The following is a 12638-nucleotide window of genomic DNA, read 5'->3' on the forward strand; positions in this document are numbered from 1 at the left end:
CGGAAGTCTCCGTGATCTCTGGAGCCCTCCTTCGAGGTCAGCCGATCTTCGATCGCGTGCGATCTCCGATCGCCAACACCTCAGGATGAGGTCGCGGGCGGGGTGGTCGGGGTAATCTACGAATGGAAAGTCAAAAAATATTTCAGGGAGAAACGCCATGCTCCAGATCGCCCCCCGCAAGCTCACCCGCATGGTCCCGGAGGCCGCCGAGCTCGACCGGTTCGAGACCGCCTCGCGGGCCGACCTCGCCGCCTGGCAGCGCGAGAAGCTGCGCGAGACCCTGCACCACGCCTACGCCAACGTGCCGCATTACCGTGCCGCCTTCGACGCAGCCGGCGTGCACCCGCGCGACTTCCAGGATCTCCCCGACCTCGCCCGCTTCCCCTTCACCGCCAAGGCGGATCTCCGGGCGAACTACCCATTCGGGATGTTCGCGGTGCCGCGCGAGCAGGTGTCGCGCATCCACGCGTCATCCGGCACCACCGGCAAGCCGACGGTGGTCGGCTACACCCGGGCCGACATCGACATCTGGGCCGACGTGGTGGCGCGCTCGATCCGCGCCGCTGGCGGGCGGCCCGGGATGCTGGTTCACGTCGCCTACGGCTACGGCCTGTTCACCGGGGGATTGGGCGCCCATTACGGTGCCGAGCGCCTCGGCTGCACGGTGATCCCGATGTCGGGCGGCATGACCGAGCGCCAGGTCCAGCTGATCCAGGATTTCCGGCCCGACATCATCATGGTGACGCCGTCCTACATGCTGGCGATCCTCGACGAGTTCCGCCGCCAGGGGCTCGACCCGCGGGCCTCCTCGCTCAAGGTCGGCATCTTCGGGGCCGAGCCCTGGACCAACGCCATGCGCCAGGAGATCGAGGAGGCGTTCGACCTCCACGCCGTCGACATCTACGGCCTGTCCGAGGTGATGGGACCGGGGGTGGCGAGCGAGTGCGTCGAGACCAAGGACGGCCTGCACATCTGGGAGGACCACTTCTACCCGGAGATCGTCGATCCGCGCACCGGCGCGGTCCTGCCGGACGGGGAGGAGGGGGAACTGGTCTTCACCTCGCTCACCAAGCAGGCGATGCCGGTGATCCGCTACCGCACCCGCGACCTGACCCGGCTGCTCCCCGGCACCGCCCGGGCGATGCGGCGGATGGAGAAGATCACCGGCCGCTCCGACGACATGATGATCGTGCGCGGGGTCAACGTCTTTCCGAGCCAGATCGAGGAGAAGATCCTGACGATCCCGGCGCTCTCGGCGCATTACCAGGTGGTGCTGGCCCGCGACGGCCGGATGGACACCATGACGATCCGCGTCGAGGCGCGGCCGGAGGCCGACATCGCGGACTTGCGCGAGGCGGCGGCCGACCGGCTCTGCCAGGCGGTCAAGGACACGATCGGCGTCACCACGACGGTCGAGGTGCTGCCGCCGGGGGGAATCGAGCGCTCGCTGGGCAAGGCCCGCCGGGTCATCGACCAGCGCCCGCGCGAGTCACGACAGAACCAGTAGCGACGAGACCCCATGGCCCGCACCCGCGCCAGCGACTACGACGACAAGCGCCGGGCGATCCTCGATCGCTCGGCCGAACTCTTTGCCGCCCACGGCTACGACCGCGCCTCGATGAGCCGGATCGCCGAGGCCTGCGGCGTCTCGAAGGCGAACCTGTATCACTACTATCGCGACAAGGACGAGATCCTGTTCGACGTGATCCGGCTCCACCTGGAGGAGCTGCTGGAAGCCGTCGAGGCCGCCGACCGTCCGGGCCTCGCGCCGGAGCCGCGCCTGCGCGGCCTCGCCGAGGCGCTGCTCGAGGCCTACCGGGATGCCGACGCCCAGCACAAGGTGCAGATCAACCATCTCGGCCTGCTCCCGCCCGAGCGGCAGGCGGAGCTGAAGGCGAGCGAGCGCGAGCTGGTGCGGCTGTTCTCCGAGGCGATCGCCGGGGTGGCGCCACACCTCGCCGGGACGCCCTTGCTCAAGCCGGTGACCATGTCGTTCTTCGGCATGGTCAACTGGCACTATCTCTGGTTCAAGCCCGGCGCCGGGCTGACCCGGGCGGATTACGCCGATCTCGTCACCCGGCTGATCGCCGAGGGGGCGCGGGGGATCGTGGGGGAACGGTCACCGGAGGTGCGGGTGGCGGGGTGAGGCTTACCGGATGCCGTCTGGCAATCCTTCTCCCTGCGCAAGGCTGTCCGGGGGAATAAAAAGGCGCAGGTTTACCCTCTCCCCGCGGGCGGGGAGAGGCCTTTGCCCCCCTGGTCGGGGGCGAAGGTAGCCCGTAGGGCGATGGTGAGGGGGTGTTTCAGGATGTGGCTCCTCCGGAAACACCCCCTCACCCTCGCTCCGGCTTTCGCCTCCGCTCGCCGCGTCCCCTGGACGGTGACGCGGCCCTCTCCCCGCCCGCGGGGAGAGGAGAGGACCCGCGCCATTCTTTTCCCCCGCACAGGGGGAAGGTTCATCGGCGAGCTGACGATCACACCTCCGCGGCGAAGCGGCCGTGGCAGTGCTTGTACTTCTTGCCCGAGCCGCACGGGCAGGGCTCATTGCGGCCGACGCGACCCCAGGTCGTCTCGTCGTCGGGTTTGCGCTCCAGCACCGGCGCGTCCGAGTTGAGTGCCTGGCCGGCATACTCGTAGGCGCCGCCGCCGCCGCCCGCCGGGCCCTCCGCGAAGGCGAACTCGTTCTCGCCGGTCACCGGGTCGAGGTGCTGGGGGAACATCGGCGGCAGGCTCGGCTGCTCCGGCTCCTGGTACATGATCTCGACCCGCATCAGCTGGCCGGTCACCTGCTCGCGAAGCGAGCCCACCAGGCTGTTGAAGAGGTCGAACGCCTCCGACTTGTACTCGTTGAGCGGATCGCGCTGGGCGATGCCGCGCCAGCCGATCACTTGGCGCAGGTGGTCGAGGGTGACGAGGTGCTCGCGCCAGAGATGGTCGAGGCTCTGGAGCAGGACCTGCTTCTCGACATAGGCCATCACCTCCGGGGTGTTGCGGGCGGTGCGCTCGGCGTAAGATTCGTCGGCGGCCTTGCGAAGGCGCTCGCGGATCTCCTCGTCGGCGATGCCCTCTTCCTTGGCCCATTCCTCGACCGGCACGTCGAGATTGAGGTCGCGGGTCACGCTCTCGCGCAGGCCCGCGATGTCCCACTGCTCCGGATAGGCATCCTCGGGCACGTGGCGCGCCACCACGTCGTCGATCACGCCCTGGCGCATCTCGTCGACGGTCTCGCGCACGCTGTCCTGCGCCATGAACTCGCGGCGCTGCTCGAACACGACCTTGCGCTGGTCGTTCATGACGTTGTCGTACTTGAGCACGTTCTTGCGCATGTCGAAGTTGCGGGCTTCGACCTTCTGCTGCGCCTTTGCGATCGCCTTGTTGATCCAGGGATGGATGATCGCCTCGCCCTCCTCGAGCCCGAGGCGCTGGAGCATGCCGTCCATGCGGTCGGAGCCGAAGATCCGCATCAGGTCGTCCTGAAGCGAGAGGTAGAACTTCGAGCGGCCGGGATCGCCCTGGCGGCCGGAGCGGCCGCGCAGCTGGTTGTCGATGCGCCGGCTCTCGTTGCGCTCGGTGCCGACGATGTAGAGGCCGCCGGGCAGCGCCGTCTTGCGGCCGGCCGCCGGATCCGCGGGCTCGCCCGACGCCAGGACCTTGGCGCGGTTCTGGTCGATCTCGGCCTTCAGGGTCGCGATGCGGGCGTCGCGCTCCGGCCCCTCGGGGACGTCGGCGAGCTCCTGCTCGATCCGCATGTCGAGGTTGCCGCCGAGCTTGATGTCGGTGCCGCGGCCGGCCATGTTGGTGGCGATGGTGATCGCGCCGGGCACGCCCGCCTCGGCCACGATGTAGGCTTCCTGCTCGTGGAAGCGGGCATTCAGCACCGCGAAGCGCTTGGTCACCCGGCCCTCGCGGGCCGCCGCATAGACGTCCTCCAGCGCCGACGGGTCGCTGTAGTCGAGCGGCGTGTAGCCGTGCTTCACCAGGAGGCCGGCGATGTGCTCCGAGCGCTCGATCGACCCGGTGCCGACCAGCACCGGCTGCAGCCGGGCATGCGCCTTGTCGATCTCCTTGATGATCGCGGCGTATTTCTCGTCGACGGTGCGGTAGACCTCGTCGTCCTCGTCGACGCGCTCGACCTCCTTGTTTGTCGGGATCTCGACCACTTCGAGGTTGTAGATCTCGTGGAACTCGTCCGCCTCGGTCGAGGCGGTGCCGGTCATGCCGGCGAGGTGCTTGTAGAGGCGGAAGTAGTTCTGGAAGGTGATCGAGGCCAGCGTCTGGTTCTCGGGCTGGATCTCGACCCGCTCCTTGGCCTCCAGCGCCTGGTGCAGCCCTTCCGAGTAGCGCCGGCCGGGCATCATGCGGCCGGTGAACTCGTCGATGATGACCACCTCGTCGTTGCGGACGATGTAGTCCTTGTCGCGGGTGAACAGGGTATGGGCGCGGAGCGCCTGGTTGACGTGGTGGACCAGCGTCACGTTGTGGGCGTCGTAGAGGTCGCCCTCCTTGAGGATGCCGGCCTCGCGCAGCAATTCCTCGATGTGCTCGTTGCCGTCCTCGGTCAGCGAGACGGTGCGCTGCTTCTCGTCGAGGTCGTAATCCTCGCGCTTGAGCCGCGGCATCACCGCGTCGATCATGGTGTAGAGATCGGAGCGGTCGTCGATCGGACCCGAGATGATGAGCGGCGTGCGCGCCTCGTCGATCAGGATCGAATCGACCTCGTCGACGATCGCGAAGTTGTGCCCGCGCTGGACCATCTGGCCCAGCTCGTACTTCATGTTGTCGCGAAGATAGTCGAAGCCGTACTCGTTGTTGGTGCCGTAGGTGATATCGCAGGCATAGGCCGCCTTGCGCTCGGCGTCGTCGAGGCCGTGGACGATGATGCCGGTGGTGAGCCCCAGGAAACGGTAGACCCGGCCCATCCATTCCGCGTCGCGGCGGGCGAGGTAGTCGTTGACGGTGACGACGTGGACGCCCTTGCCCGACAGGGCGTTGAGATAGGTGGCGAGCGTCGCCACCAGGGTCTTGCCCTCGCCGGTCTTCATCTCGGCGATGCCGCTCTCGTGCAGCACCATGCCGCCGATCATCTGCACGTCGAAGTGGCGCTGGCCGAGCACGCGCTTGGCCGCCTCGCGCACCGTGGCGAAGGCCGGGACCAGGATGTCGTCGAGGGTCTTGCCGGCGGCGAGCTCGGCCTTCAGCATGTCGGTGCGGGCGCGCAGGGCCTCGTCGGTCAGGGCCGCCAGCTCGGGCTCGAGGGCGTTGATCGCCTGGACGCGGGGTCGGTATCCCTTCACCCGGCGGTCGTTGGACGACCCGAAGATCTTCTTGGCAAGGGAACCCAGCATCGTGAACCTGCGATCGATCGTAACGGTAGTGGCGCGCGCCGCGGGCGCCTTATAGGCCCATATAGGGAGCCGTGCACCCAAAAGGCAGCGGTCCTCGCGGACCAACTTGGCCGTGCTGCGAAAGACGGGGGGAGGGGGCCTGCGACGCCGCTTGATTCCTGTCTCGGCACCGCCCTAGCTGCGCTGCGGCCACACGGGTCGAACGAGGGCCGCAGCGGACAGGCAAGCGGCCGGGGAGGAACGACATGACACGCTTGAGCCGGGTGCTCGCCCGCACCACCGCACTCGCCGCGGGGCTGGTCTTCGCCGTCGCCGCGCAGGCCCAGACTGCGGCGCCCAAAGGCGCCTCCGACGGCGTGGTGAAGATCGGCATCCTCAACGACCAGTCCGGCGTCTACGCCGATTTCGGCGGCCGCGGCTCCGTCGAGGCGGCGAAGATGGCTGTCGAGGATTTCGGGGGCAAGGTCCTCGACGTGCCGGTGCAGATCGTCGATGCCGACCACCAGAACAAGCCGGACGTGGCCTCGAACATCGCCCGGCAGTGGTACGACACCGACAAGGTCGATGCGATCATGGAACTGACCACCTCCTCGGTGGCCCTCGCCGTGCAGGGCCTGTCGAAGGAGAAGCGCAAGATCACGATCGTGGACGGGGCCGCCACGTCCGATCTCACCGGCAAGCAGTGCACGCCGTACGGCTTCCACTGGGCCTACGACACCCACGCGCTCGCGGTCGGTACCGGCGGCTCCCTGGTCGAGACCGGCGGCGACACCTGGTTCTTCCTCACCGCCGATTACGCCTTCGGCACCGCGCTCCAGGCCGACGTGACGCAATACGTCACCCAGAAGGGCGGCAAGGTGGTGGGCTCCGTGCGCCACCCCTTGAGCGCCCAGGACTTCTCCTCGTTCCTGCTCCAGGCCCAAGGGTCGGGTGCCAAGATCATCGGGCTTGCCAATGCCGGCCTCGACACCGCCAACGCGATCAAGCAGGCGTCGGAATTCGGCATCGTCCAGGGCGGCCAGCGCCTCGCGGCCCTGCTGTTCACCCTGGCCGAAGTGCACGGTCTCGGCCTCAAGGCGGCGCAGGGCATCGTGCTGACCGAAGGCTATTACTGGGATCTCGACGACCAGGCCCGGGGCTTTGCCAAGCGCTACATGGCCCGCACCGGCAAGATGCCGAACATGATCCAGGCCGGCACCTACTCGTCCGTCACCCACTATCTCAAGGCCGTGAAGGCCGCCGGCACCGACGACACCGACGCGGTGGCGGCCAAGATGCGCGAATTGAAGGTCGACGATTTCTTCGGCCGCGGCGGCACGGTGCAGGCCAATGGCCGCATGGTCCACGACATGTACCTGTTCCAGGTCAAGTCGCCGGCCGAGTCGAAGGCGCCGTGGGACTATTACAAGCTGCTGGCGACGATCCCGGGCGACAAGGCTTTCCTGTCGGCCAAGGCGAGCGGCTGCCCGTTGACGCAGTAAAGCGAAGTGGGGGCGCCAACCGGCGCCCCCAACCCGATCAGGCGAAGTACTGGCCGCCGTTGATGGTCAGGGTCGAGCCGGTGATGAAGCCCGCCTGCTCGCCGGCCAGGAACTCGACCGCGCGGGCGATCTCCTCGGCCTCGCCGAGGCGGCCGACCGGGATGTGCGGCAGGATCTTGGCCTTCAGCACCTCCTCGGGGATCGCCTTCACCATCTCGGTGCCGATGTAGCCGGGCGCGATCACGTTGACGGTGATGCCCTTGTTGGCGTTCTCCTGCGCCAGCGCCTTGGCGAAGCCGATCACGCCGGCCTTGGCGGCGGAGTAGTTGGTCTGGCCCATCTGGCCCTTCTGGCCGTTGATGGACGAGATCAGGATGATGCGGCCGAAGCCCCGCGAGCGCATGCCGTCGATCAGCGGACGGGTGCAGGTGAACATCGAGTCGAGGTTGGTGCGGATCACCGCCTGCCACTGCTCGAAGGTCATCTTGTGGAACATGCCGTCGCGGGTGATGCCGGCATTGTTGACCAGGATTTCGATCGGGCCGAGCTCGGCCTCCGCCGCGCGGATGCCGGCCTCGCAGGCCGCGGCATCGCCGACGTCGAACTTGAAGACCGGGATGCCGGTCTCGGCCTTGAAGGCCTGAGCGGCGTCGTCGTTGCCGCCGTAATTGGCCGCGACCTTGTATCCGGCCTCCTTGAGACCTTTCGAGATCGCAGCGCCGATGCCGCGGGTGCCGCCGGTGACCAATGCGACGCGTTCTGCCATGTGCCCTCTCCTCTTGGACGTGCGAGCGATTTCATCCCTCGGCGCGAATCCGTCGTACTTTACGGAAGGCGGCCGTTCCACAACGAAGGCGGGTGCTGTCCCGCTTCTTTAAGTACTAACTGTAAGGGGGCGGCCGGGCTCCCGGCCGCCCTTCGCCACGCGGCTAATATTTCAGCGTGACTTCAGCGCTCAACGCTCGAGGCACATGGCGACGCCCATGCCGCCGCCGATGCAGAGGGTGGCGAGGCCCTTCTTGGCGTCGCGGCGCTGCATCTCGTGCAGCAGGGTGACGAGGACGCGGGCGCCCGACGCGCCGATCGGGTGGCCGATGGCGATGGCGCCGCCGTTCACGTTGACCTTCGCGTCGTCGAAGCCCAGGTCCTTGTTGACCGCGAGCGCCTGGGCGGCGAAAGCCTCGTTGGCCTCGATCAGGTCGAGGTCGGAGGCCTTCCAGCCGGCCTTCTCGAGGGCCTTGCGCGAGGCCGGGATCGGGCCGGTGCCCATGATCTTCGGGTCGACGCCGGCGGTGGCCCAGGAGGCGATGCGGGCCAGCGGCTTGAGGCCACGCTTCTCGGCCTCGGCCGCCGACATCAGCACCAGGGCGGCGGCGCCGTCGTTGATGCCCGACGCGTTGCCGGCGGTGACGGTGCCGTCCTTCGAGAAGGCGGGCTTGAGCTTGGCCATGCCCTCGGGGGTCGCGCCCTCGCGGATATACTCGTCGGTATCGACCACCACGTCGCCCTTGCGGCCGGGCACGGTGACGGGGGCGATCTCGTCCTTGAAGCGGCCGTCCTTCTTGGCCGCCTCGGCCTTGTTCTGCGAGCGGGCCGCGAAGGCGTCCTGCTCCTCGCGGGTCAGCTGCCACTGCTGGGCGATGTTCTCGGCGGTGTTGCCCATGTGGTAGCCGTTGAAGGCGTCCATCAGGCCGTCCTTCAGCATCGTGTCGATGAGCTTGAGGTCGCCCATCTTCTGGCCGCCGCGCAGGTACTGGGCGTGCGGGGCCATCGACATCGATTCCTGGCCGCCGGCCACGATGATGTCGGCGTCGCCGTTGGCGATCTGCTGCATGCCGACCGCGACGGTGCGGAGCCCTGAGCCGCAGAGCTGGTTGAGGCCCCAGGCGGTCTTCTCCTGCGGGATGCCGGCGGCCATGGCGGCCTGGCGGGCCGGGTTCTGGCCTTCGCCCGCGGCGAGCACCTGGCCGAAGATCACCTCGTCGACCTCCTCGGGGGAGACCTTGGCGCGCTCCAGGGCGGCCTTGATGGCGACCGCGCCGAGCTTGTGGGCCGGCACGGTGGCGAAGGCCCCGTTGAACGAACCCACCGGGGTGCGGGCGGCCCCCACGATGACGATATCTGTCTTCTCGGCCATGCGCCTCTCCTCTTGCATCCTCACCCAGCGTCGCGGGTCGGCGGCTGCGTCGATCCCGCGCGCTTTGGCGTGGATGAAAGCGTTGCCCTGCGCGAAGTCAAGGCGTGCACGGCCGGTTCTCGCGCTGGCAGCGCGGCCAGTTTGCGTGGACGGCGCGCAGATTGCTATTTTCGCCAGCGCACGAAGGCCTTAAGGTCCAATCATGAGAACCGGTGAAAATTCGGCTCGCCCGGCGCCGTCCAATTCCCGCCGGGTTCGCCAACAGGGAGACAGCGTACCGATGGCGGACAGCGGCAAGTCGACACCCACCGTCATCAAGAAGTACGCCAACCGGCGTCTCTACCACACGGGCACCTCGACCTACGTCACGCTCGAGGACCTCGCCGCGATGGTGCAGGCCGGCGAGGACTTCGTGGTCTACGATGCCAAGTCGGGCGAGGACATCACCCGCTCGGTGCTGACCCAGATCATCTTCGAGCAGGAGAACAAGGCCGGCGCCGAGAACCTGCTCCCGGTGGCCTTCCTGCGCCAGCTGATCCGCTTCTACGGCGACAGCATGCGGGCGATGGTGCCGAGCTTCCTCGAATATTCCATGGACCATCTCGCCCGCGAGCAGGACGGCCTGCGCGAGAAGATGTCCCAGACCTTCGGCCCCACCGCCTTCCAGCACGCCATGGAGGAGCAGGTCCGCGCCAACATGAGCTTCTTCAGCGAGGCGATGCGGATGTTCACGCCGTTCGGCGCCGGCGGCCAGCCGGCCGGCGGCGACAAGCCGGCCGAGGCGCCGGTACCCGCTTCGGCCGCCCCGAAGGGCGAGCTCGACGATATCAAACGCCAGATGGCCGAGATGCAGAGCCGGCTCGAGGCCCTGGCGAAGAAGTAGCGCGGCCAAGAGGTAGCGCGGCCGAGGAGTCGCGCGGCGAAGAAGGAAGCGGGCACAGAGGGAACACGGCAGGCGGCTTGCGGCTTTGGTCCGTCGTCGCCTCGCGGAGCCTCCGGCATGTCCCAGCCCGATACGCCCGTCCCGGATCCGGACGCCACCGGCCGGGCCCTCGTCCCGACCGGGTCTCCGGAGACCGACCGGCCCAGCCCCCGGGTGCTTCCGGCCCGGCCCCTGGCGACCTTCCTGGTCCACCTGATCGATGGCCCGACCGGGACCTTGAGGCCGTCGCGCCTCGATCGGTCGCGGGTGGCCTCGGAGCTTTATGCGGCCGGCCGCGGTCTCTGACGATTGTTCGCGTCACGCGACCGTCTAGAAACCCGCTGCGTCATCCCCGGGGCGCGACGAAGTCGAGAGCCCGGGATCCATCACCGCCGACGGTGCCAGACAAGGCGACCAGCGTTCCGCTTTTTCCTGCATCGCCGGCGATTATCGATCCCGGGTTCCGCTCCGCGGCCCCGGGACGACATCGAGGGCGTCAATTCGGTTGGCCAGCTCGAACGGCCGCTCGAAGGCGGTTCCCCTCCGATCCCGCTCCCCCGCCTCCAGCAGACCCATCAGCGAGCGCAGGGCGGGGCTGGCCTCCCCCGACCAGGCCAGGTGCGTGCGGTTGAGCCGCAACGGATCCGGCAGCTTGTAGCGCGCCACGGCACTCCCCAGCACCGCGTGGTCCAGCACCTCCGCCGGCACGATCGCCGCCCCGGTGCCGGCGGCCACGCAGGCGACGATGGCGTGGTACGAGCTCATCTCCAGGACCCGCTCCGGCGATCGGCCCTCCGCCGCGAGCCAGTCGAACAGGCGCTGGCGGTAGGAGCAGCCATGCGGGAAGGCCACCACGGTCCGGGTCATGGCGCGCTCGTCCGCAGTTTTGGCGCCGATCAGCACCAGCTCCTCGTCGAAGGCCGGCATCGACGACAGGGTTCCGCGCTCGAACGGCTCCGACACGAAGGCGGCTTCGACCTCGTGGCGCTCCAACTGGCGCAGCATCGCCCGCGTCGTGCCGGTCTGCAGCTCGATCGTGACGTCGGGATAGCGCGCGTGGAACGCCGACAGGATCGGCGGCAGCCGGGCGCCGGCGGCGCTCTCCAGAGAGCCGAGCCGCAGCACCCCGCGCACGGCACCGCCCCGCAGTTCCCGCTCGGCCAGGTCCGCCAGCTGCAACAGCTTCTCGGCATGGCCGAGCAGGGTGCGCCCGGCCTCGGTGAGGGCGAGCGTGCGGCCCTCGCGCCGGAACAGGGCGACGCCCAGCCGCTCCTCGAACTGCTTGATCCGGGTCGTCACGTTGGACGGCACCCGGTTCAGGACGTTCGCCGCCCGCGTGACCCCGCCCTCCCGCACCACGCTGCGGAAGATGTGCAGGTCGTCGAGGTCCATCATTCTCATGAAGAGAAGAATACGTCACGAAAATTCATTTTCCAAGAAGGGACGGCGGGTGTCTGGTCGACCCATGAGCACCACGGATCTCCCCCTCGCCCGATTCGACGCCCGCCCGAACCACGGGCCTGTCGTCGCCGGCGGCATCATCGCGCTGGCGGTCGCCATGGGCATCGGCCGCTTCGCCTTCACGCTGCTCCTGCCCTTGATGCTGCGCGACGGGACATTGAACCCGGCGGACGGCGCCGAATGGGCGGCCGCCAACTATGCCGGCTACCTCGTCGGGGCTCTCACGGCGGCGTGGTTCTCCGGGGATCCGGTCCGGGGATTGCGAGTGAGCCTCGCGGGCGTGGCACTGACGACGTTGGCGATGGCGGTCGCCGGCCACCCCGTCCCGATCGCGGTCGGCGCGCTCCTGCGGGCGGCGGCCGGGATATTCAGCGCCTGGGCCCTCGTCTGCGCCAGCGGCTGGTGCCTCGCCGAACTCGCCCGGCGGGAGGTGCCGCGGCTCGGCGCCTGGATCTATGCCGGCGTCGGCCTCGGCATCGCGCTCACCGGCCTCCTCGCCTGGCTCGGCGGGCGCCAGCCGGCGGCGCGATTGTGGCTCGAACTCGGGGCGCTGGCGGCTTTCGGCGCGCTCGTCGTCGGGCTCCTGTCGCGCCGGCAGGGGGCGCGCCCGGCCGGTCCGGCGGAGCGCGAGGCGGCGTCCGTCGCCCGGGGAGCGGGGCAGGGGGCCCTCGTCCTCGCTTACGGCACCTTCGGCTTCGGCTACATCGTGCCGGCGACGTTCCTGCCGGCCATGGCGCGGGACCTGGCGCCGGACCCGCTGGTCTTCGGCCTGGCCTGGCCGCTGTTCGGCCTCGCCGCCCTCGTCTCGGTCGCGGTGGCGGCGCGCCTCCTCGCGGGCGTGCCGCGCCGGCGCCTCTGGGCGGTGGCGCAAGGAACGATGGCGCTCGGCACCGCCCTGCCGCTCGCCGTCCATGCCCTCTGGGCGGTCGCGGCCTCGGCCGTGCTCGTCGGCGGCACCTTCATGCTCGCCACCATGGCGGGCCTGCAATTGGCCCGCGAGGCGCGGCCGGACGCGCCGACGCCCTTGCTCGCCCGGATGACCGCCGCCTTCGCGGCCGGGCAGATCTTGGGCCCGCTCCTGGTGCGCGCCCTCGGGCCGGGGCGCTGGGCGGGCCTCGACGCCCTTGACCTGACCGGCGCGCTGGCGACGCTGCTGCTCGCGCTCACCGCCCTGTGGCTGTGGCGGGCCGGCCGCGCCCCGGTCTGATGTGGGGTCTCCAAACGAGAACGGCGCCCGCGAGGGGCGCCGTCATCCCGTGCCGGTCATCGGCGGCGCGTCAAGAGCGCCGCCA

The 12638-nt window shown here is 69.2% G+C and carries 10 protein-coding genes; 6 read left to right on the forward strand and 4 right to left on the reverse strand.

All coding sequences use genetic code 11. The annotated features are described in order from the left end of the window. Positions 1–157: 157 nt before the first annotated feature. On the forward strand, positions 158–1507 hold the full coding sequence (paaK, locus tag HBB12_RS02805) for a phenylacetate--CoA ligase PaaK (RefSeq protein ID WP_236987964.1): 1350 nt from the start codon (positions 158–160) through the stop codon (positions 1505–1507). Between the two features lie 12 nt (positions 1508–1519). Next, the gene (locus HBB12_RS02810; protein ID WP_236987965.1) at positions 1520–2146 is read left to right on the forward strand and encodes a TetR/AcrR family transcriptional regulator; all 627 of its coding nucleotides are present in this window, start codon (positions 1520–1522) and stop codon (positions 2144–2146) included. Positions 2147–2474: 328 nt separating this feature from the next. Here HBB12_RS02810 and secA read toward each other — a convergent pair whose 3' ends face one another. Next, positions 2475–5345 carry a preprotein translocase subunit SecA gene (gene secA, locus HBB12_RS02815; RefSeq protein ID WP_236987966.1) on the reverse strand — a complete coding sequence of 957 codons (2871 nt, stop codon included), beginning with the start codon at positions 5343–5345 and terminating at the stop codon, positions 2475–2477. 245 nt (positions 5346–5590) lie between these two features. Here secA and HBB12_RS02820 point away from each other — a divergent pair, with 245 nt between their 5' ends. Then, a complete protein-coding gene (locus HBB12_RS02820; protein ID WP_236987967.1) occupies positions 5591–6826 on the forward strand; it encodes an ABC transporter substrate-binding protein in 1236 nt (411 codons plus the stop codon). Between the two features lie 37 nt (positions 6827–6863). On the opposite strand, the gene phbB is transcribed toward HBB12_RS02820, so the two are convergent. Continuing rightward, positions 6864–7592 (reverse strand): acetoacetyl-CoA reductase, encoded by a 729-nt coding sequence (gene phbB, locus HBB12_RS02825; RefSeq protein WP_236987968.1) that lies wholly within the window; start codon positions 7590–7592, stop codon positions 6864–6866. Between the two features lie 189 nt (positions 7593–7781). Continuing rightward, positions 7782–8963 carry an acetyl-CoA C-acetyltransferase gene (locus HBB12_RS02830; protein WP_236987969.1) on the reverse strand — a complete coding sequence of 394 codons (1182 nt, stop codon included), beginning with the start codon at positions 8961–8963 and terminating at the stop codon, positions 7782–7784. Between the two features lie 280 nt (positions 8964–9243). Here HBB12_RS02830 and phaR point away from each other — a divergent pair, with 280 nt between their 5' ends. Beyond that, a complete protein-coding gene (gene phaR / locus HBB12_RS02835; RefSeq protein ID WP_236987970.1) occupies positions 9244–9846 on the forward strand; it encodes a polyhydroxyalkanoate synthesis repressor PhaR in 603 nt (200 codons plus the stop codon). A 117-nt stretch (positions 9847–9963) separates the two neighbouring features. Beyond that, positions 9964–10191, forward strand: a complete 228-nt coding sequence (locus HBB12_RS02840) for a hypothetical protein (protein ID WP_236987971.1) — start codon at positions 9964–9966, stop codon at positions 10189–10191. Positions 10192–10332: 141 nt separating this feature from the next. Here HBB12_RS02840 and HBB12_RS02845 read toward each other — a convergent pair whose 3' ends face one another. Next, on the reverse strand, positions 10333–11286 hold the full coding sequence (locus HBB12_RS02845) for a LysR family transcriptional regulator (protein WP_236987972.1): 954 nt from the start codon (positions 11284–11286) through the stop codon (positions 10333–10335). 64 nt (positions 11287–11350) lie between these two features. On the opposite strand from HBB12_RS02845, the gene HBB12_RS02850 reads away from it, so the two are divergent. After that, entirely contained in the window at positions 11351–12553 is a 1203-nt protein-coding gene (locus HBB12_RS02850) for a YbfB/YjiJ family MFS transporter (protein WP_236987973.1), read from the forward strand. Positions 12554–12638 lie beyond the last annotated feature (85 nt).

Origin of the sequence: Methylobacterium sp. SyP6R, assembly GCF_019216885.1 — a bacterium.
In the GTDB taxonomy this organism is placed as follows: Bacteria; Pseudomonadota; Alphaproteobacteria; order Rhizobiales; family Beijerinckiaceae; genus Methylobacterium.

Coding starts and splice junctions, on each gene's coding strand:
- paaK (WP_236987964.1), top strand. CDS start 158: ATGCTCCAGATCGCCCCCCGCAAGCTCACCCGCATGGTCCCGGAGGCC.
- HBB12_RS02810 (WP_236987965.1), top strand. CDS start 1,520: ATGGCCCGCACCCGCGCCAGCGACTACGACGACAAGCGCCGGGCGATC.
- secA (WP_236987966.1), bottom strand. CDS start 5,345: ATGCTGGGTTCCCTTGCCAAGAAGATCTTCGGGTCGTCCAACGACCGC.
- HBB12_RS02820 (WP_236987967.1), top strand. CDS start 5,591: ATGACACGCTTGAGCCGGGTGCTCGCCCGCACCACCGCACTCGCCGCG.
- phbB (WP_236987968.1), bottom strand. CDS start 7,592: ATGGCAGAACGCGTCGCATTGGTCACCGGCGGCACCCGCGGCATCGGC.
- HBB12_RS02830 (WP_236987969.1), bottom strand. CDS start 8,963: ATGGCCGAGAAGACAGATATCGTCATCGTGGGGGCCGCCCGCACCCCG.
- phaR (WP_236987970.1), top strand. CDS start 9,244: ATGGCGGACAGCGGCAAGTCGACACCCACCGTCATCAAGAAGTACGCC.
- HBB12_RS02840 (WP_236987971.1), top strand. CDS start 9,964: ATGTCCCAGCCCGATACGCCCGTCCCGGATCCGGACGCCACCGGCCGG.
- HBB12_RS02845 (WP_236987972.1), bottom strand. CDS start 11,286: ATGAGAATGATGGACCTCGACGACCTGCACATCTTCCGCAGCGTGGTG.
- HBB12_RS02850 (WP_236987973.1), top strand. CDS start 11,351: ATGAGCACCACGGATCTCCCCCTCGCCCGATTCGACGCCCGCCCGAAC.